Origin of the sequence: uncultured Bacteroides sp. (assembly GCF_902491285.1) — a bacterium.
Taxonomy (GTDB): domain Bacteria; phylum Bacteroidota; class Bacteroidia; order Bacteroidales; family Bacteroidaceae; genus Bacteroides.
Window position 1 is genome coordinate 16,494 of record NZ_CABUHK010000056.1, and the last position, 21,241, is coordinate 37,734.

The following is a 21,241-nucleotide window of genomic DNA, read 5'->3' on the forward strand; positions in this document are numbered from 1 at the left end:
CGTTTTGTTTTATATAGAGGGAGCCATGCAAAACCCGCATACTCCTTTTTTTTAGTCTCTTCTACCCATGAAAATCATGATATAGTAAACCAATGTAGCCAATGAGCCCAATGCAGCAACTACATACGTATAAGCAGCGGAACGAAGAGCATCTTCTGCCTGTGCATGATTGTACGAGTTAGTAATGCCGGACGAGCTCAACCAAACGAGTGCACGCTTACTTGCATTGATTTCCACCGGCAGCGTGATAAAACTGAACAGGGTAGTCATAGCAAACAGGATAATACCTGCCAACAGCAATTGCGGGAAACTGTTTATCAACAAGATACCACCCAACAATACCCATGTCATAATGGAAGACGCAAAGTTCACAACCGGAACCAACGCACTACGCATTTTCAACGGGGCATACATACGTGCATGCTGCACAGCGTGTCCACATTCATGTGCTGCCACGGCAGCCGCCATTATGCTATTACTTTCATAGACCCCTTCACTCAAATTCACTGTTTTATTAGTAGGGTTGTAGTGGTCGGTCAATCTGCCCGGAGTATGTGTAACCTGTACATCATAAATTCCATTGTCATGCAACATTTTCAAAGCTACATCGCGTCCTGTCATGCCATTCCCTGTAGGAATCTTGGAGTACTTCTTGAACTTGTTCTGCAAATTCATCTGTACCAGCCAACTTACTACGGCAATTCCAATAAATAATACCCAATAAGACATCATATACTTTTCATTTTAATTATTACTCTCTATCTCTATAAACAAATTACTTGCCAAAAGTAAGGGGAAACTACCAATGTCAGGATAGTTTCCCCTTGCTTTTATGAAGAATTATCTAAAAATTAGTCAATTGTAAGTTCTACTACATAGTCAATATCTTTCGGCACATCGGCAAACTCCAGCAAAACACCTGCTTTCGTTTTAGTAAAGCGAACCGGAGACTGGTCTTTGAACAACACCGCTTTCTTCACTTTCTTATCTGTCAAAGGCAGGAACAACGCTTTATCTTCCAGATTGAGGATATGCACATAAAGTTTATTACCTTTCTGCGTCGTCACTCCCCAGTCGTGCGGAGCAACCGCACCGCTACGTGTTCCGTAGATAGTTTCGCCATACTGCTTCATCCACTCTCCCATTTCCGCCAAACGTTCTACTGCCACCGCTGGAAGCTCCCCATCGGGCTGAGGGCCGATATTCATCAAAAGATTGGCATCCTTACCGGCTGCCTTCACCAAGTAATGAATCAGTGTTTTCGTAGACTTATAGTTCTGGTCGGTAATCTTATATCCCCACATACCGTTCATCGTTTCGCAAGTCTCCAACGGCAGATGGCTTACATCCTGTCCGGAAAGTCCCGCTGAATTTTCACCGGGCAGGTCACGTTCGAAAATCTGAATATCTTCCCCCGCAAAAGGCACCTGATGATGATTATTGCCGACAAGGCATCCGGGTTGGAGTTTATGAATCAATGCGTATTGTTCAGGCAACTCCCAGTCGAAATTTTTGTTCCTGTCCTGATCCCACCATCCATCAAACCAAATAGCGCCTATCGGACCGTAGTTTGTCAACAGTTCCGTCAATTGATTATTCATGAATTGATAATAGCTTTTCCAATCTCCTTTCGGATTCGGGCGTCCCGTTCCCCGTCCTGTACGTCCCCAGGGATAATCTTCGCGCATCCAGTCGAGATGTGAATAGTAGAAATGAAGCTTGATTCCATGCTTCGCACAAGCGGCTGCCAGTTCCTTCACGATGTCGCGCTTGAAAGGAGTCGCTTTCACTACATTATAATCCGAATATTTGGTATCGAACATGGAAAATCCCTCGTGATGGCGGGTAGTGAAACAGATATATTTCGCTCCCGAAGCCTTGATAACCTCCACCCATTTGTCCGCATCAAACTTGGAAGGATAGAAGCCGCCTGCCAGTTTGGCATATTCCTTATAATTCAGATTATTGTTTGTCATAGTCCACTCACCGGTAGCGAGCATGGCATACAATCCCCAATGAAGGAAAATACCAAACTTATTGTCCTGAAATTCCTGACGTGCTTTCAGATTCTCTTCGGTGGGTTGGTAAGAAGAGGACTGTGCAAATGCACTAACGCCCATTGCGAGCAATAAAAGAAAAGTAATAAAACGTGTTTTCATACGCGCGATTATTTATGTGTATTAAAAAATAGATAACAAAAGGTCTGAACAAGAAAGGCGGAGATAAAAAAAACTCCGCCTTCCCTCTATATAATTTCCAGATTGTTATTCTTCAGTATAACGTTCGATAGTCTGTGCCCTGTCCGGTCCAACAGATACAATCTTGATTTCCACACCAAGCTGTTCTTCCAAGAAAGTCAGATAAGCGTTGAATTCTTCCGGAAATTCATCTTCGCTCTGCATCTTTGTCATATCAGTCTGCCAGCCCGGAAGTTCCGCATATACAGGTTCCACGCCGTCAGTGATATCGTACGGGAAGTAATCAATTTCCTCGCCATCCAGTTTGTAAGCCACACAAGCTTTGATTGTATCGAAAGTATCGAGCACATCGCTCTTCATCATAATCAATTTGGTTACGCCGTTTATCATAACGGAATACTTCAACGCTACCAGGTCAATCCATCCGCAACGACGTTTACGTCCTGTCACCGAACCGAACTCATGTCCCAATGTACACATCTTGTCACCGGTTTCGTCAAACAATTCTGTCGGGAACGGTCCTGCACCTACACGCGTACAATAAGCCTTGAAGATACCATACACTTCTCCGATACGGTTGGGAGCCACTCCCAGTCCGGTACAAGCACCTGCGCAAACAGTATTGGAAGAAGTCACAAACGGATACGAACCGAAATCAATATCGAGCATAGTACCCTGAGCACCCTCACAAAGAACGCTCTTGCCATCCTTCAACAGGTTATTCACTTCATGTTCGCTGTCTACGAAATGGAATTGCTTCAGATATTCGATGCCTTCCAACCATGCCTTTTCCAGTTCCGTCAGGTCATACTCATAGTTCAGACTCTTCAAGATTTGTTCGTGGCGTGCTTTTGCAGCAGCATATTTCTGTTCGAAGTTGTGAAGGATATCACCTACACGGACACCATTACGGCTAACTTTATCCGTATAAGTAGGGCCGATCCCCTTACCGGTAGTTCCTACTTTTGCGTCCCCCTTGGCAGCTTCGTAAGCAGCATCGAGGATGCGGTGTGTAGGAAGAATAAGATGAGCTTTCTTTGAAATGTGCAAACGTTCTTTCAACGGATGGCCTGATGCTTCAAGCGCCTCGGCCTCTGCTTTGAACAGTGCCGGGTCAAGTACCACACCGTTACCGATGATGTTTACCTTGTTTCCCTGAAAAATACCGGAAGGAATAGAACGAAGCACATACTTCTGTCCCTCGAACTCAAGTGTATGACCGGCATTCGGGCCGCCCTGGAAACGGGCAACCACATCGTACTTAGGTGTTAAAACGTCGACTACTTTTCCTTTACCTTCGTCGCCCCATTGTAATCCTAAAAGAACATCTACTTTCATCTTTATTTTTTATTGTTGTTATTAACTTTCTTCTTTTTGTTAGCTCTGTCGCACTTGCTGCATATTCCATATATATATAAGGAATAATGCGAAAGTTGAAAACGGCTTAATTTCGTATTTTCAATGGCATGCTGCAAATCCTCGTTCTGAAACTCGGTCACTTTACCGCATTGCGTACATATCTGGTGATGATGTGTCTCGCGGTTATATGATTTTTCGTATTGGGAGGAAGTTCCGAATTGGTGCTTAATGACCAGCCGTGCATTGATAAGAAGAATAATGGTATTGTAGAGGGTTGCCCGGCTTACCCGGAAATTCTCCTGGTCCATCATCCGCGAATAGAGCATATCGATATCGAAATGACCGTCGATAGAATAGATAGTATCGAGTATGGCGTAGCGCTCAGGAGTCTTACGATGCCCGTTCGCTGTGAGATATTCCGTGAATATCTGCCTTACTGTATCTTTCACGTTTTGAGTTTCCATCATCAGCCAAAATTAGCGCGAACAAAGTTAAGCCTTTTTTGCGGAACGCAAAAGGATTTCTTTGATATTTATCAGAGTAGTCATTCTGTCTCCGCTTTCACCATATTATAAAGCATCCGCTCACCTTCTACTGAGGAATCAGCCATTCCTTCCACCAGACGGCATATCTGGAAAGCGTGCTCTTCACTATGCTGCATATATTTCCGGATCACCAGCAAAGCCGCATTCCTCACATGATAACTCTCGGAATGGACGTTGCACATAGCCTGGTCGAGCAGTTCGCCGGAAGCCCGTTCGGTCATATCCCCTTTCTTCATCAGCAGCCGGGCAGCAGTCAGGAAACCACAGGTCTGCACATACTCGCGCTCATCGGCAATCCAGTGAAAAGACTTGGCGGGAGCATACGGCAGATTCTGGAACAGGTTCATACAAGTCAGCTCCGCGATTTCGATATTCCGGATGTCTTCCACCCAAATATCAGCAATCTCGGGATAGAAAGTCTCAATCGGTTGAAGCATGGCTGCCAGAATCTTACATTCCCGAATCTCCTCTTTCCACAAGGCTTGCGCCAGATCGTGATTCTTTTCGTAGCCTTCGGCAATCATTTTGATACGGGGCAGTTCCACTCCGAAATTGAGTTTGTACACCAGCCCTTTTTCACGCATACTTTGGGACACAGCCCCGTTCATTGAGAGACGGAGCTGTGTTTTGATATCTTTAAGTTGTTCTTTAATATCCATTTTCAGATTAGTTGTTTACTGAAGGAAGCGGAGAATAATCCTTGCTGTAACGCAGCATTTGTTCCACATACCCTTCATCATAAGCCACCGTGACATCGGTAATGTTTCCATTCTCGTCTGTCACCAATTCATATTTCGGATTTACGAAACCTTTATATGGAGCCAGATTCAGTTTCTTATAACGCTCCAATATTTCAGCATGCAAAGCCGGGTCTACCTTTACAGCGTAATTTTCTACTAAGGAGCGGGCTGCTTCGAAGTCGCCTGTCGACTTGATACGCTGAATTTCGGCGAGCAATTCACCGAACAGCTCACGTACTTTCTCATAGTCATTGATAACGACATATGTCTTTCCGTCTTTCTTCACCAGCTCCACTACCTTGTCGGCTGCCCCCTTCTCGAATACCCAACGGGCGATTAACTGGCGGTTACGCATATGAGCTTCTTCCACCGTATTTCCCGGTTCGATACGTACCAACTGTGTCATCAGACCGTTCATCAGATACGTATAATACTGAGCCTTGTAAGCTTCGGGAGAAGAGAGAAGCTTCAGTTCCACCAGTTTCGGGTCAGCCACGTAATACAAACCGAACAAGTCGGCACGCGCTTCTTCAATCGTAGAGCCGTAAGCCTTCAGTGCGTCAGGGTCTACCCCTGGAAGCAGCTTGCCGGAACCGTGTCCCAGACATTCGTGCAAGTCTGTGTGCAGTTCATCCGTCAGGTCGGCATAAATATCAATCAATTGTCTTTCCGTATCGCTGTAAACAAACTCTTCATTGAATCCGTTTCCGTGAGCCGCCTTGTTATAGGCATCCGTGATATTGCCGATAGTCACCGACTTGGAACCGTGATGTGCACGAATCCAGTTGGCGTTCGGCAGGTTGATGCCGATAGCAGTTGCCGGATAAAGATCCCCTGCAAGGATAGCGGCAGTGATAACTTTTGCCGATACACCTTTCACTTCGTCTTTCTTGAAAGCCTTGTCCACCGGCGAATGATCCTCGAACCACTGCGCGTTGCTGCTGATAATCTCCGTGCGGTGTGTAGACTCCATATCCTTGAAGTTCACCAATGATTCCCAGCTAGCCTTCATTCCCAGCGGGTCACCATAGCTTTCCGTGAATCCGTTCACAAAGTCGATTCGCGAATCCAAATCTTTCACCCAAAGGATGGCATATTCGTCGAAATCTTTCAGGCTGCCGGTTTCATAGAACTGAATCAGCTTGGAGATAACCGCTTTCTGTGCGTCGTTCTCCGCTACCCCTTCGGCTTTCTTCAACCAATAAACGATTTTCTCAATAGCCTGCGTATAGAGTCCGCCTACCTTCCATACTTTTTCCTGCAACTTACCGTTCTCTTTCACCAAACGGCTGTTCAGACCATACGAAACCGGAGTTTCATCTTTCGGATCTTTCATCGCATTATAGAAATCTTCCGCTTCTTTCTGCGTCACTCCGTCATAATAGTTACAAGCGGAAGTCAGTACAAGATCCTCGCCATCCGCCTGGTTCACCCGCTTCGGCATGACAGCCGGATCGAAGATGACCGGGAAGAGCTCATCGCAAAGCTGTTCGGCAGTTTGTCCTTCCGCCAACGGAAGCAGTGTGACGTCAAGCCCGAGTACAGCCTGCTTCAAGAAATCCTGTGAGAATCCGGGTACAAATTTCTCCGTACCATAATGATGATGAATACCATTGGAGAACCATACTCTCTTCAAGTACACTTCCATATTCTTGAAATCAGGAGTCGTTTTATCCCCCTGGTAATTCGTATATACTGCTTCGAGCATCCGGCGGATTCTCAAATTATACTTCCCATTCTGGTCAAACAGAATATCCCTTCCTTCGAGAGCGGCCTCTGTCAGATAATAAATCAGTTCTTTCTGTTTCAGCGTCAGCTCCTCAAATCCGGGGACTTTATAACGCAAAATCTGTAAGTCTGCAAATTGTTCCACTGTATAATCAAATTTATCTGCCTCGGCAGTTGTTGTTTTGGCTCCACCGCACGATGTCAGAATCGTGGCAGCCACAGCCATTGAAATAAGATGTTTATTCATAATGCTAGTGTTGATTAATTAAATAAGAAAAGGAATTATCTCCAAAATTTTTCATTTAGAGGTAATTCCTTTCAATCAAATTCGGAATGCGCAATTACTTTTTGTTTTCCAAATGTTTTTTGCGGTATCCGTTAGGAGTCTCACCTACGTTCTTGTAAAATGCAGCGTAAAAAGATTGACGATTTGCAAAGCCAACCATAGCGCTAATCTCTTCCACATTTTTGTCTGCATAACGCTTGTCAGTCAATAAATGCAAAGCATCTTTTACTCTGTATTCATTCAACAGACAAGAATAGTTCATGCCGAAACGTGAGTTTACTACTGCAGAAAGGTAACGAGTGTTCGTTTTAAGCTCTTTCGCCAAGTCTTTCGCTGAATAGTCAGGATCCTTGTACTTCTTCTGTACAACGATAATATTCAGAATCTTGTCATACAACTCGTCTGCCAATTCCGGTCTGATTAATGACCTGTATGCAGCCTTTTTTTCTTTCTTTTCCCTCAAATTGTAGGGACGTTTTTTCGGAGTTTCTTCCGTTTTTTTGTTCTCTAAATCACTCATTGAATTAACTGGTTAGGGTTTGTTCATTTGTTAATAATTGCATATTTGCAACGTTACATGTTACAAATGTCTTACTTTTTTTTTAAACACACAATTATTTTGTGCATTTTTTTTCTAATAAAACAATCAAAAACCTTGAAAAAGAGGGAATAAGCCCGAATAATAAGAAACTTTAACCTTTTTATATTTCATCTCGGAAACAGAAATCTACACACTGCGGGAATTGTCAAAGAAAAACGTACCTTTGCAGCCAGTTAAAAACAAGCGTCCATGAGAGAAACTCTAAAAAAGCACTTCGGATACGACAGTTTCCGTCCCCTGCAAGAAGATATAATACGCCACATCCTCGATAAAAAGGATGCATTAGTGCTAATGCCTACCGGTGGGGGAAAATCTATCTGTTACCAACTCCCCGCCTTGCTCAGTGAAGGTACTGCCGTTGTAGTATCCCCGTTGATTTCATTAATGAAAGACCAGGTAGAGGCATTGCTGGCAAACGGAGTTGCCGCCGGAGCGCTGAACAGCAGCAATGATGAAACTGAAAACGCCAACCTGCGCCGTGCCTGCATTGAGGGACGATTAAAGCTACTTTACATTTCACCTGAAAAACTGTTGGCGGAAAAAGACTATTTATTGCGAGATATGCATATTTCTCTGTTCGCTATTGATGAAGCCCACTGTATTTCGCAATGGGGACACGACTTTCGCCCGGAATACACTCAAATGGGAGTACTCCACCGGCAATTTCCGCAAGTGCCGATTGTTGCTTTGACTGCCACCGCAGATAAAATCACCCGCGGAGATATTATTCGCCAACTGCATCTTATCGAACCTCGCACCTTCATATCCTCTTTCGACCGCCCCAATATCAGCCTGACGGTAAAGCGCGGGTTCCAGGCAAAGGAAAAGAATAAAGCCATCCTTGAGTTTATTCACCGCCACGAGGGAGCAAGCGGAATCATTTACTGTATGAGCCGTAACAAGACGGAGACAGTAGCTCAGATGTTGCAGAAGCAGGGTATCCGTTGCGGAGTTTATCACGCCGGATTGTCCACTCAACAAAGAGACGAGACGCAGGATGATTTTATCAATGACCGGATTCAGGTGGTATGTGCCACGATTGCTTTCGGAATGGGTATCGACAAGTCGAATGTCCGTTGGGTAATGCACTATAACCTGCCTAAAAGTATAGAAAGTTTTTATCAGGAGATAGGACGCGCCGGACGTGACGGTCTGCCGAGTGACACTGTCTTGTTTTATTCACTGGGAGATTTAATATTGCTGACCAAGTTTGCCACAGAGAGCAGCCAGCAAAACATCAATCTTGAAAAGCTGCAACGTATGCAGCAGTATGCGGAAGCGGACATTTGCCGGAGAAGAATCCTGCTAAGTTATTTCGGAGAAACAACTACCGAAGACTGCGGCAATTGCGATGTTTGTAAAAATCCCCCTCAACGGTTTGACGGCACAGTCATCGTGCAAAAAGCGTTAAGTGCCATCGCACGTGCGGAACAGCAAATCAGTACAGGTGTATTGATTGATATTCTTCGTGGAAACTACTCCGCGGAAGTGACCGGAAAAGGATACCAGGAACTTAAGACTTTTGGTGCCGGGCGCGACATTCCACCTCGTGACTGGCAGGATTATCTGCTCCAAATGCTCCAACTCGGCTATTTCGAGATTGCTTATAATGAGAATAACCATCTCAAGATAACGTCAAGCGGAAGTGATATCCTTTTCGGAAGGGCTCAAGCTACATTGGCAGTTATCCACCATGAGGAAACAGCTACCCGAAAAGGAAAAAAGAAAAAAGTGGTTATCGCCAAAGAGCTTCCTTTCGGTGCGGCAGGCGGCGAAAGCGAAGATTTGTTCGAAGCATTGCGCGGATTGAGAAAACAGCTTGCCGACCAGGAAGGCCTGCCCGCCTATATTGTATTGTCGGACAAGGTCTTGCATCTGCTCAGTATTTCACGTCCTACCACTATTGAAGAGTTCGGAGAAATCAGCGGTATCGGGGAATATAAAAAGAGGAAATACGGAAAAGATTTCGTCAAGCTGATTAAGCAGTTCGTGGAATAAAAGAATAACATCACTTGCACTGTTGAAGTTGCCCATGCAAATCGGCAGGTGGCACTCCCAAAGATATTGCTTTCTCAAAATCCGTTTTTGCCAATGCTTTCTTCTTTTGAGCCAGATAGATATTCCCGCGCAACAGATAGGCATCTGCCGATGACGCATCCAGCCGGATAGCTTCTTCCAAATCCACCAATGCCAAATCGTCGTGCTTCATCTCACGCTCCACGTCGGCACGGGCAATGTAAAGTGTCGCATCGTTAGGGCTTTCCACAATCATCTTGTTCAGAATCTCAAGAGCTTCACGGAATTTCCCTTCTTTCTGATCCAAGGTGGCCAGTCCGAGCCGACCGCTATAACTCTGAGGAGCAATCTCCAACAAACGGTTATAATCGATCCGTGCAGCCGGATAATCCCTGCGAACCACATAAATATATGCGCGCATCAACAACGCTTCCTTGTTCTTTTTATCCTCATCAAGCACCTGGCAGTAATCCGTGTAAGCCCTATCCGTCTTTCCCATCTCCATATAAATAGCGGCACGGTCAAGCAAAATAGGAACTGCCAACGGAGCAAAGTTCAGTGCAAAAGAATAAGATTCGAGCGCTTTGTCAAACTCTCCCATCCTACGCTGCACCAAGCCCAGATTAGAAAAAAGCAACGCATTCTTTGCATTCTTCGGTTCCATCTTCAAAGCCTTGATCAGAAGCTCTTCAGCTTGGGGAAGACTATCGTTCTCAATACATTCGATTGCTTTTTCAGACAACTGCTGATAAGTCTGCGCACAGATGGCAACCGGAAAACAAAAGAGTAATGCTATAATAATTCTTACCATATATAATTCGGGGTATAATTAATGAATCAGTCCAACGGATACGCGTCAAATGCAAACAACTCGGTAGACAGATAACGCTCTCCCGTATCAGGTAACAACGCTACGATTTTTTTGTTCTTGAATTCCGGACGCTGTGCCAACTGGCGGGCTGCATACACCGCCGCACCCGAAGATATTCCGGCCAGCAAACCTTCCGTAGTTGACAGCTCGCGTCCCGTACGAATCGCTTCATCATCGGGCACACCGATTACTTCATCCACCACAGAAGCATCATACAGTTTCGGAATAAAATTCGCCCCGATTCCCTGAATATGGTGTGGAGCTGCCTGCCCCCCTTCCAATATAGGAGACGCTGCCGGTTCCACCGCTACTATATAAACATTCGGGTTATGTCTCTTCAATGCACGGGCCACACCGCAAACCGTTCCGCCCGTACCTACTCCGGCAACAAAAACCGCCACTTCACCATCCGTATCCCGCCATATTTCTTCCCCCGTCGTACGCTCATGCGCAGCGGCATTGGCAGGATTCTCAAACTGTTGCAGAATCACCGCTCCGGGAATACTGTCGCGCAACTCCTCTGCCTTGGCAATGGAAGCAGCCATCCCGCCCGGTCCGTCCGTCAACACAATTTCCGCACCGAGTGCTTTCAACAGGTTCCGGCGTTCCAGGCTCATCGTCTCAGGCATGGTCAATATCAGATGATACCCTTTGATGGTAGCCACCATCGCCAGTCCGACACCCGTATTTCCACTTGTCGGTTCAATAATTGTTGCACCAGGCTTCAATGCTCCGCGTGCTTCAGCATCCTCAATCATCGAAAGAGCCACCCTGTCCTTCACACTTCCCGCCGGATTGAAAGACTCCAGTTTGGCAATAATATTTTGTTCGAGACCATACTTTTCGCTATAACCGGAAAGTTCCATCAAAGGGGTATTCCCCACTAAATCTGTCAGTTTCTTTGCAATCTTTGCCATTTCACTACTTCATTTTTGTCACATATCGGGCAAAGATATGGAAAAAAAGGTATGTTTTACATCACATCATAAGAAAGATAAAGAAAAGTATAGTAACTTTGTATCCGTTCAATCTTTTTAAGTTTACAGATATGAAAAAGAGAATCATACAATTTCTCACGACCTATTTTTTATTTGTTCTTCTATTCGTTCTTCAAAAACCGTTCTTCATGGTTTACTACCATGACCTATATAATGAGGTGTCTTTCGGCGATTATTTCAGTGTCATGTGGCACGGCCTGCCGTTGGACTTATCCCTCGCAGGCTATCTTACCGCCATTCCGGGACTGATACTCATAGCTTCCGCCTGGACCCAATCGCCCATCCTGCGGCGCATCCGCCAAGGCTACTTCGGATTAATCGCTTTCGTCATGGCTTGCCTCTTTATCATCGACCTGGGATTGTACGGTTTCTGGGGATTCCGTCTCGACGCCACCCCCATTTTCTACTTCTTCTCTTCGCCCAAAGACGCTATGGCAAGTGTCAGCTTCTGGTTTGTCCTGCTAGGTATACTGGCAATGCTTATCTATGCCGCCCTCTTATACTACATATTCTATATGGTACTTATCCGTGAAAGAAAACCGTTGAAAATACCCTACCGGCGACAAAATGTCTCTCTCGCACTCCTGTTGCTGACAGCCGCCCTTTTCATCCCTATCCGTGGCGGTTTCACCGTATCGACCATGAATCTGAGCAAGGTATATTTCAGTCAGGACCAGCGGATGAACCATGCTGCCATCAATCCGATATTCAGCTTTATGTATTCCGCCACCCATCAGACCAACTTCGACAAACAATACCGCTTCATGGATCCGAAAGTGGCGGACGAACTATTTGCAGAAATGACCGACAAACCTGTCGCAGCGACAGACAGCATCCCACAATTATTAAATACCCAACGCCCTAATATCATCTTTATCATTCTCGAAAGTTTCTCCACACACTTGATGGAAACTTTCGGCGGACAGCCCAACGTAGCTGTCAACATGGATAAATTCGCCAAAGAAGGCATCCTATTCAGTAATTTCTATGCCAACAGCTTCCGCACCGACCGCGGACTGGCATCTATCATCAGCGCTTACCCCGGACAGCCGAGCACCAGTATTATGAAGTATCCCGAAAAGACGGACAAACTTCCCTCTATCCCGCGCAGCCTGAAAAACGCCGGATATAGCCTGGATTATTATTACGGCGGAGACGCGGATTTCACCAATATGCGCTCTTATCTGATGTCTTCCGGCATCGAAAAGATTGTTTGCGACAAAGATTTCCCGCTATCCGAACGTACAGGCAAATGGGGAGCACATGACCATGTCTTGTTCCAACGCCTGCTGAAAGACATGAAGGAAGAAGAACAGAAAGAACCCTTCCTGAAATTTGTACAGACTTCAAGCAGCCATGAACCTTTTGAAGTTCCGTTTCACCGGCTGGATGATAAAGGGCTCAACGCCTTCGCATACGCCGACAGTTGCGTAGGCGACTTTGTCAAACAGTACAAGGAACTTCCACAGTGGAAAAATACCGTATTTGTACTCGTTCCGGATCATCAAGGAGTTTATCCGTATCCGATAGAAAATCCATTGGACGGACAGACTATTCCTCTCATTCTAATTGGAGGTGCAATCAAGGAACCCCGTGTTATAGATACTTACGCCTCACAAATAGATATTGCCGCCACCCTGCTTTCCCAACTGGGATTGCCGCACGATGAATTTACTTTCAGCAAGGATATCATGAATCCGGCATCTCCGCATTTCGGATACTTCACCCGCCCGAACTTCTTCGGTATGGTGACTCCCGAAAACCAGTTGGTATATAATCTGGATGCCAATACCGTACAACTCGATGAAGGCACGGAAAAAGGAGCAAACCTGGAAAAAGGAAAAGCCTTTCTGCAGAAGCTCTATGATGACCTTGCCAAACGATAGGAACAGTGAATAATAGAAGATTTATAAGGTAATATAGGACAATTTCCTATTCTTTATTGTATATTTGCGACGTCTAAAATTTAACAATAAAGCATGATGGTAAATACCGGCCTCATTAAAATCCTGTCAGAGATAGATACAAATATCTTCCTGTTTTTCAATGGTATCCACTCCCCTTTTTGGGATTACTTTATGACCTCCTTCACCGGAAAGATAATCTGGGTACCTATGTACGCTACCATCCTGTATATCCTACTAAAGAACTTTCACTGGAAAGCAGTCCTGTGTTATGTAATAGCTATCGCACTTACCATCACCTTTGCCGACCAAGTGTGCAGCAGCCTTATCCGCACGGTTGTAGCCCGTCTGCGTCCCGCCAATCTCGAAAATCCGATTGTCGATATGGTATATATCGTAAACGGTTACCGCGGCGGAAGTTACGGATTCCCCTCCTGTCATGCTGCAAATTCATTCGGACTAGCCTTGTATGTGGTATTCACATTCCGCAAACGCTGGCTAAGTCTTTTCATCATAGCGTGGGCTGTCCTTAATTGCTATACCCGCATTTACTTGGGCGTACACTATCCCGGCGATTTACTTGTCGGCGGTATCATCGGCGGATTCGGCGGATGGATGTTCAGTACCATCGCTTATAAAGCGGCTGTATATTTAGAACCATCCACCCGCACAAGAAGGAATGAAATCAAGCAAACGTCAGTCACCATTTATGCAGGACTGCTGACGGTGCTCGGAATCCTTATCTATTCCACGATTAAAAGCTGGTAAAACATAGAGCTATCCTCAAACAGAAAGCCCGGCACCATTTCCGATGCCGGGCTTTCTGTTTTGCTTTATAAGACTTTCTCGATTACCAAAGTTTTATCAAGCCTTTTTGATATAGTCAACAATCCACTGTCCTACTTCTTTCGTACCGTACTTGGCACCACCGGCAACCTGAATTTCCGGCGTACGCACATTCTCGTCCAAAGAAGCATCTACCGCCTTACGAATCAACGCACCCTCTTCCTTCAGGTCGAAATACTCGAACAACATAGCCACAGAAAGAATCTGCGCCAACGGATTAGCAATGTTCAATCCCTTAGCCTGCGGCCATGACCCGTGAATCGGTTCGAATACCGGCGTACTTTCACCCGTAGAAGCGGACGGAAGCAATCCCATAGAACCGCTGATTACAGAACCCTCGTCCGTCAGAATATCACCGAATGTATTCTCGGTAACCATCACATCGAAGAATGCCGGTTCCTGAATCATCTTCATGGCAGCATTGTCCACAAACATATAATCAGTAGTTACTTCCGGATAATCGGGAGCCATTTCCTGTGCAATCTGACGCCACAGGCGCGAAGAAGCAAGCACATTCGCCTTATCCACCACGGTCAGATGTTTCCTGCGTTTCATTGCATATTCAAAAGCCACTTTCAGGATACGTTCGATTTCCGGACGGGTATAGTAATTAGTGTCATAAGCCTTGTCGTTATCCTGATACTTCTCTCCGAAATACATACCACCGGTCAATTCGCGGATACAGATAAAATCAGCATTCTCTACCAGTTCCGCCCGCAACGGAGATTTGTGAATCAGGCATTTGAATGTCTGTACGGGGCGGATATTAGCGAAAAGTCCCAGTTTCTTACGCATAGCCAGCAAGCCTTGTTCCGGTCGTACCTTTGCGGTAGGATCATTGTCAAATTTCGGGTCACCTACGGCAGAGAACAAAACCGCATCCGCGTTCTTACAAGCCTGATATGTTTCTTCCGGAAACGGATCTCCTACCTCGTCAATGGCATTCGCACCACAGATTGCATATTCGTAACTTACTTTGTGACCAAACTTCTCGCAAACGGCACTCATCACATCTACACCTTGCACAGAAATCTCCGGTCCGATACCGTCGCCTGCTAATACAGCAATTTTAAAATCCATGTTATTTAATGTTTAGTTTATTAGTGATTAGTGATAAACCGAAGACCGTAGTACAATTCGCTCTCCGTCAATCATTAATCGTTAATCATTAATCGTTATTTTTCTCATATTCATCTTCTATGAGATTCAGCATCTTCATAGTAGCTTTGATGGCGGCTTCCGTCTGGTCGGCATCCAGTCCGCGGGTACGGAACACCTGTTCGTCGTAGCTCCATGTGATTACCGTCTGCACAAACGCATCCGTACGCCCACCGGGCGGGATTGTAACCGCATAATTGGTCAGCATCGGGAATTTACGTCCCAGCGTCACCTTATATATCTTGCGCAACGCACGAACGAAAGCGTCATACTGACCGTCCCCTCCCGAACTCTCTTCATATTCTTTTCCGTTGATTTCTATCTTCAACGTTGCCATCGGCTTCAAGCCGTGAGCAAGATTTACAAAATAACTCTTCAGCCTGACCTTCTCGCCTATCGAACCATGCTTCAACACATCGGAAACAATATACGGCAAATCTTCCTGAGTCACCAATTCCTTCTTGTCACCCAGTTCGATAATCCGCTCCGTCACCTTGCGCATAGCCTCTTCGTCCAGTTGCAGCCCAAGGTCTTCGAGGTTCTTTCGGATATTCGCCTTGCCGCTTGTCTTTCCCAACGCATATTCGCGCTTCCGCCCGAACCGTTCGGGGAGCAGGTCATTACAATACAGGTTGTTCTTATTGTCACCGTCAGCGTGTACGCCTGCCACTTGCGTAAAGACATTCTCGCCCACAATCGGCTTGTTGGCAGGTATCACGATACCTGAATACGACTCCACCACCCGACTGACATCGTTCAGACGGCTTTCGTCGATATTGGTCACCGCATTGAAATGATCTTTCAGAATAGCCTGCACGCTTGCGAGAGGAGCATTGCCCGCCCGTTCGCCCAGTCCGTTGATGGTAGTATGCAGCCCTTTGACACCACTCAATACCGCTGCCAGCACATTGCTCACTGCCAAATCGTAGTCATTGTGCGCATGAAAATCGAAATGAGTATTCGGATAGCGTTTCTTCATCTTCCGCATATACTCTATCACTTGCAACGGATTCAGGATTCCCAGTGTATCGGGCAACATGAAACGCTTGATGCTCGTCTCTTTCAGTCCGTCCATCAACTGGAACACATATTCGGGAGAATCCTTTATACCGTTACTCCAATCTTCCAGGTAGACATTGACAGTGATATCCTGTTCATCGGCATAATGCACCACATCGATAACGTCCGCCAGATGTTCTTCCGGTGTCTTTTTCAGTTGTTGCGTACAATGTTTCAGCGAACCTTTGCAAAGAAGATTGATGACACGGCAGCCGGCACGCTGTATCCAGTCCACCGAAGTATGACCGTCTACAAATCCCAGCACTTCCACTTTTTGAAGCAGATTACGCCGAGCCGCCCAGTCGCAAATCATCTTCACAGCTTCAAACTCGCCTTCCGATACTCGCGCCGAGGCAACTTCTACCCGGTCTACCTTCAAATCTTCCAATAGCAAACGGGCGATCATTAGTTTCTCATGAGGCACAAAAGATACTCCGCTGGTCTGTTCACCATCACGGAGCGTCGTGTCCATGACTTCTATTTTCACGCCTTCTTTTCCCATTCTTCTATTTTGTCTTTATTGCTCAGCAGAAAATCTATATCGTCCAATCCGTTCATCAGACAATGTTTCTTGTAAGCATTGATTTCGAAATGTTCACTTTTACCTGTCGCCTTATTGGTGATAGTCTGTTCGGGAAGATTCACTTCCACTTCCATCTTCGGATCCGCTTCAATCGAATCGAACAATTCCTGCAGGAACCCCTCGGAAACAACCACCGGAAGCACAAAATTGTTCAACTCGTTATTCTTATGAATATCGGCGAAGAAGCTGGACACCACCACACGGAAACCATATCCGGCAATCGCCCAAGCTGCGTGTTCGCGGCTCGAACCGGAACCGAAGTTCTTTCCTGCCACCAATACCTGTCCGCCATAAGTAGGATTATTCAACACAAAATCCTTATTCAGAGTACCGTCGGCATTGTAACGCCAGTCACGGAAAAGGTTATCACCGAAAAATTTCTCTTCACGGGTAGTCGCTTTCAGGAAACGTGCCGGAATAATCTGGTCAGTATCTACATTTTCTAAAGGAAGGGGTACACAAGTACTTGTTATGATATTAAATTTTGTCTTAGCCATCTTGATATTTACTATTTAAAGATTTACTATTTACGATTGGAATCACATCAGTTCTCTCGGATCAGTAATCACACCCGTCACTGCCGCAGCAGCCGCTACGAGCGGACTTGCCAGCAATGTGCGGGCCCCCGGTCCCTGACGGCCTTCAAAGTTACGGTTACTCGTAGATACCGAATACTTCCCTGCCGGAATCTTGTCATCATTCATCGCCAGACAAGCGGAACATCCCGGCTGGCGGATAGCAAAACCAGCTTCCGTCAATATCTTATCAATACCCTCTTTGCGAATCTGCGCATCTACCATCCAAGACCCCGGAACCAGCCACGCAATCACATTTTCCGCTTTCCTGCGACCTTTCACCAAAGAAGCGAACGCGCGGAAATCTTCGATACGACCGTTCGTACAAGCACCCAGGAATACATAGTCAATCTTCTTGCCCAGCAAAGACTCGCCCGGCTCGAACCCCATATAATCCAGTGATTTCTTGAAAGAAATCTGTGCGGCTTCTCCCATACCCTCAGTAGTAGGGATATGCTGAGTGATGCCCATACCCATTCCCGGATTCGTTCCGTAAGTAATCATCGGCTCGATGTCGGCCGCATCGAAACGGACTTCCTTATCAAATACAGCATTATCGTCACTCTTCAATGTTTTCCAATATGCTACCGCCTTTTCCCATTCTTCTCCCTTCGGAGCATTCTCACGACCTCTGATATACTCAAAAGTCACTTCATCGGGAGCAACCATGCCACCACGCGCACCCATTTCAATAGACAAGTTACAGAGAGTAAGACGTCCTTCCATTGTCAGATTGCGGATAGCCGAACCGGCATATTCCACAAAGTATCCGGTGGCACCGCTTGTAGTCATCTTAGACATCATATACAAAGCCACATCCTTTGCAGTCACTCCCTTGCCCAATTCACCGTCCACAGTGATACGCATTGTTTTCGGCCGAGACTGGAGAATGCATTGTGATGCCAACACCATTTCCACCTCACTCGTTCCGATACCGAAAGCGATTGCTCCCATAGCACCGTGAGTGGAAGTATGCGAGTCACCGCAAACGATTGTCATTCCCGGCAGTGTCAGACCACGTTCCGGACCTACCACATGGATAATGCCATTCTTGGGATGCATCATGCCGTAGTGTGTCAGGCCGAAGTCTTTCGCATTCTGCGTCAGCGTATCCACCTGAGTCTTGGAAACCGGATCTTCAATCGGTTTGTCCTGATCGTGAGTGGGCGTATTGTGGTCGGGCATACAGAATACCTTTTCCGGGCGTAACACCCCGATTCCGCGTTCACGCAATCCGGCAAAGGCTTGCGGGCTCGTTACTTCATGACAATATAAACGGTCGATGTAAAGCTGTGTAGGACCATCTTCCACGGTAGTTACCACGTGGGCATCCCATATCTTATCAAATAATGTATTCATCTGTTTATTTACTATTTTACTAATTACTATTTTCTGTTTTAACCAATCTCTGTAATGTTGATACGAGTGTCAACCTCTTTTTTTTACGACTTGAATTTGTTGATACAGTCAATATAGGCTTCTACGGAAGCGGCGATAATATCCGTATTCGCACCAAATCCATAATAAATCTGGTTATCGTATTCCACCTGCATATGAACCTTACCTACATCATCGCTTCCCTTGCTGATAGCCTGAATAGTAAATTCTTTCAATGTCATGTGGCGGTCTACAATCTTCTTCAATGCTTTGATAGCAGCATCTACCGGACCGTTACCACTGGCGCAACCTTCAAACTTCTCACCGGCGATATTCAATCCCAGGCTGGCTACCGAACGAACACCGACACCACTTGTCACCTGCAAGTATTCCAGTTTGATGCGATGGTTCTGACTGCGGTCTGCACCTGCCAATACCAGAATATCATCATCATTGATGTCTTTCTTCTTATCAGCCAGTTTCAAGAACTCCTCGTAAACTTTATCCAGTTTCTCCTGGTCTAATTGGACACCTAAGATAGTCAGGCGGTTCTTCAGAGCAGCACGTCCGCTACGGGCAGTCAATACGATTGAATTATCATCAATACCTACATCGTGCGGGTCGATAATCTCGTATGTCTGCACATTCTTCAATACACCATCCTGATGGATACCCGAAGAGTGAGCAAAAGCATTGCGGCCTACAATAGCCTTATTCGGCTGTACCGGCATATTCATCAGGCTGGATACCATACGGCTGGTCGGATAAATCTTCTGAGTATTGATATTTGTCTGAATATCGATTTCGTGGTGACTCTTAATAATCATAGCGATTTCTTCGAGCGCAGTGTTACCGGCACGTTCACCAATACCGTTGATTGTAACTTCCACCTGACGGGCACCATTCAAGACACCTGCAATTGTGTTTGCAGTTGCCATACCCAAATCGTTGTGGCAGTGAGTAGATATAATTGCATTATCAATGCCGTCTACATGGTCAATCAGGTATTTAATCTTGGCACCATATTCCGAAGGCAGACAGTAACCAGTCGTATCCGGAATGTTCACCACCGTAGCACCGGCTTTAATAACAGCCTCCACCACACGTGCCAGATATTCATTATCCGTACGGCCTGCATCTTCTGCATAAAACTCTACATCATCGACAAAACGGCGGGCATATTTCACAGCAGCTACCGCACGTTCGATAATCTCCTCACGGTTTGAATTGAATTTATATTTAATATGTGAATCGGAAGTACCGATACCGGTATGAATCCGTTTATGCTTTGCAAATTTCAATGCATCTACAGCCACATCAATATCTTTCTGAACGGCACGGGTCAGGGCGCAGATAGTAGGCCAGGTCACTGCTTTAGAAATTTCAATTACTGAGTTAAAGTCACCCGGGCTTGAAATAGGGAATCCGGCTTCAATCACGTCTACTCCCAGCGCTTCCAATGCCTTTGCTACCTGAATCTTTTCCACTGTGTTCAACTGGCATCCCGGAACCTGCTCGCCATCCCTGAGGGTGGTATCAAAAATAAATAACCTATTGTCCATATTCTTATTATATTATGTAATTATTAGCATTAAAAAAAGCCTTTCACACTTGGAAGTGAGAAAGGCTTTCGTATATTTTCATTTATACACATTTACGCGCAGCACTCACTTCCACTAACCTTTGATAGTAGAATAATAATACCGCATAGTAGAATATGTATAAACATCTGATTCATTTCTTGTCTCTTTTTATAGTTTGACGGTGCAAAGGTAGAGATTATTTCGTTACCACCAAATAAAACGTTACTTTTTTATCGGATAAAATTTCATTTCATAAGTTAAACCCTGCTATAATCTAAAATATATCACTAACAGAAGAGTGTATTCCATCAAACAAAAAGAGGGAACAGAGTGTTTGATTCACTCTGCCCCCTCTTGTCTTATTGGTCTAAATCAATAGATTACTTCTTATTGCAGCATTCTTTCTTTTCTGCGCAATCAGCTTTCTTACCACAATCTGCTTTTTTATCACAAGCAGCAGCACAAGAATCTTTAGCCTGGCAGCAAGAATCAGCTTCTACGACAGCAGCAGCTTCTACAGTTTCTACTGTTGTTGCTTCGCCTTCAGCAGCAGCGTTAGTAGTTTTGTTACCAGTACAAGACATCATTGCAAAAGAAAATGTTACGGCTACAGCAGCCAAAAATAATTTAGTTTTCATACCTTCAAATTTGCTTTAAACGTTTAATAAAATAATTGTCGGTGACAAATATAGCTAAATTTTCTCAGACTACCAAAAAACAGAAATCCCCTTGACTCTTAATGAATCAAGGGGACTCTTCAAAAACGGCGGCTACCTACTCTCCCACTGTTACGCAGTACCATCGGCGTGACGAG

At 45.4% G+C, this 21,241-nt stretch carries 18 protein-coding genes; 3 read left to right on the plus strand and 15 right to left on the minus strand.

Features of this window, described 5'->3' with window-relative positions; translation table 11 throughout:
- Positions 1–51: 51 nt before the first annotated feature.
- The 7 genes from RDN93_RS14545 to RDN93_RS14575 all read right to left on the minus strand — a co-directional run bounded on the left by RDN93_RS14545 (position 52) and on the right by RDN93_RS14575 (position 7,376).
- Entirely contained in the window at positions 52–732 is a 681-nt protein-coding gene (locus RDN93_RS14545; protein ID WP_004301089.1) for a zinc metallopeptidase, read from the minus strand.
- Positions 733–851: 119 nt separating this feature from the next.
- Entirely contained in the window at positions 852–2,159 is a 1,308-nt protein-coding gene (locus RDN93_RS14550; protein ID WP_308746182.1) for an alpha-L-fucosidase, read from the minus strand.
- Between the two features lie 105 nt (positions 2,160–2,264).
- The gene (locus RDN93_RS14555; RefSeq protein WP_308746183.1) at positions 2,265–3,536 is read right to left on the minus strand and encodes an adenylosuccinate synthase; all 1,272 of its coding nucleotides are present in this window, start codon (positions 3,534–3,536) and stop codon (positions 2,265–2,267) included.
- Between the two features lie 2 nt (positions 3,537–3,538).
- Positions 3,539–4,021: a transcriptional repressor gene (locus tag RDN93_RS14560; RefSeq protein ID WP_308746196.1), complete on the minus strand. Its 483-nt coding sequence runs from the start codon at positions 4,019–4,021 to the stop codon at positions 3,539–3,541.
- A gap of 80 nt (positions 4,022–4,101) precedes the next feature.
- Positions 4,102–4,761 (minus strand): DNA alkylation repair protein, encoded by a 660-nt coding sequence (locus RDN93_RS14565; protein WP_308746184.1) that lies wholly within the window; start codon positions 4,759–4,761, stop codon positions 4,102–4,104.
- A 7-nt stretch (positions 4,762–4,768) separates the two neighbouring features.
- Positions 4,769–6,817 carry a dihydrofolate reductase gene (locus RDN93_RS14570; RefSeq protein ID WP_308746185.1) on the minus strand — a complete coding sequence of 683 codons (2,049 nt, stop codon included), beginning with the start codon at positions 6,815–6,817 and terminating at the stop codon, positions 4,769–4,771.
- A gap of 94 nt (positions 6,818–6,911) precedes the next feature.
- Positions 6,912–7,376 carry an AraC family transcriptional regulator gene (locus RDN93_RS14575; RefSeq protein ID WP_004301101.1) on the minus strand — a complete coding sequence of 155 codons (465 nt, stop codon included), beginning with the start codon at positions 7,374–7,376 and terminating at the stop codon, positions 6,912–6,914.
- Positions 7,377–7,646: 270 nt separating this feature from the next.
- On the opposite strand from RDN93_RS14575, the gene recQ reads away from it, so the two are divergent.
- On the plus strand, positions 7,647–9,455 hold the full coding sequence (recQ, locus tag RDN93_RS14580; protein WP_308746186.1) for a DNA helicase RecQ: 1,809 nt from the start codon (positions 7,647–7,649) through the stop codon (positions 9,453–9,455).
- Between the two features lie 10 nt (positions 9,456–9,465).
- Here recQ and RDN93_RS14585 read toward each other — a convergent pair whose 3' ends face one another.
- Together RDN93_RS14585 and cysK are read right to left on the minus strand one after the other, a co-directional pair.
- The gene (locus RDN93_RS14585) at positions 9,466–10,284 is read right to left on the minus strand and encodes a tetratricopeptide repeat protein (RefSeq protein ID WP_308746187.1); all 819 of its coding nucleotides are present in this window, start codon (positions 10,282–10,284) and stop codon (positions 9,466–9,468) included.
- A 26-nt stretch (positions 10,285–10,310) separates the two neighbouring features.
- Positions 10,311–11,261, minus strand: a complete 951-nt coding sequence (gene cysK, locus RDN93_RS14590; RefSeq protein ID WP_308746188.1) for a cysteine synthase A — start codon at positions 11,259–11,261, stop codon at positions 10,311–10,313.
- A gap of 131 nt (positions 11,262–11,392) precedes the next feature.
- On the opposite strand from cysK, the gene RDN93_RS14595 reads away from it, so the two are divergent.
- On the plus strand, positions 11,393–13,228 hold the full coding sequence (locus RDN93_RS14595) for a sulfatase-like hydrolase/transferase (RefSeq protein WP_308746189.1): 1,836 nt from the start codon (positions 11,393–11,395) through the stop codon (positions 13,226–13,228).
- A 96-nt stretch (positions 13,229–13,324) separates the two neighbouring features.
- Positions 13,325–14,014, plus strand: a complete 690-nt coding sequence (locus tag RDN93_RS14600; RefSeq protein ID WP_308746197.1) for a phosphatase PAP2 family protein — start codon at positions 13,325–13,327, stop codon at positions 14,012–14,014.
- 96 nt (positions 14,015–14,110) lie between these two features.
- Here the strand turns inward: RDN93_RS14600 and leuB are convergent, their stop codons facing one another.
- From leuB to RDN93_RS14630, 6 genes are all read right to left on the minus strand, one after another.
- Positions 14,111–15,172 carry a 3-isopropylmalate dehydrogenase gene (leuB, locus tag RDN93_RS14605; RefSeq protein ID WP_308746190.1) on the minus strand — a complete coding sequence of 354 codons (1,062 nt, stop codon included), beginning with the start codon at positions 15,170–15,172 and terminating at the stop codon, positions 14,111–14,113.
- Positions 15,173–15,260: 88 nt separating this feature from the next.
- Complete coding sequence (locus tag RDN93_RS14610) at positions 15,261–16,811, minus strand: alpha-isopropylmalate synthase regulatory domain-containing protein (RefSeq protein ID WP_308746191.1); 1,551 nt, start codon at positions 16,809–16,811, stop codon at positions 15,261–15,263.
- On the minus strand, positions 16,793–17,389 hold the full coding sequence (leuD, locus tag RDN93_RS14615; protein WP_308746192.1) for a 3-isopropylmalate dehydratase small subunit: 597 nt from the start codon (positions 17,387–17,389) through the stop codon (positions 16,793–16,795). Before leuD ends, RDN93_RS14610 begins: the two co-directional genes overlap by 19 nt.
- Positions 17,390–17,431: 42 nt before the next feature.
- The gene (gene leuC, locus RDN93_RS14620; RefSeq protein ID WP_308746193.1) at positions 17,432–18,826 is read right to left on the minus strand and encodes a 3-isopropylmalate dehydratase large subunit; all 1,395 of its coding nucleotides are present in this window, start codon (positions 18,824–18,826) and stop codon (positions 17,432–17,434) included.
- Between the two features lie 83 nt (positions 18,827–18,909).
- Positions 18,910–20,406: a 2-isopropylmalate synthase gene (locus tag RDN93_RS14625; RefSeq protein WP_308746194.1), complete on the minus strand. Its 1,497-nt coding sequence runs from the start codon at positions 20,404–20,406 to the stop codon at positions 18,910–18,912.
- A gap of 401 nt (positions 20,407–20,807) precedes the next feature.
- Positions 20,808–21,065: a hypothetical protein gene (locus RDN93_RS14630; protein WP_308746195.1), complete on the minus strand. Its 258-nt coding sequence runs from the start codon at positions 21,063–21,065 to the stop codon at positions 20,808–20,810.
- Positions 21,066–21,241 lie beyond the last annotated feature (176 nt).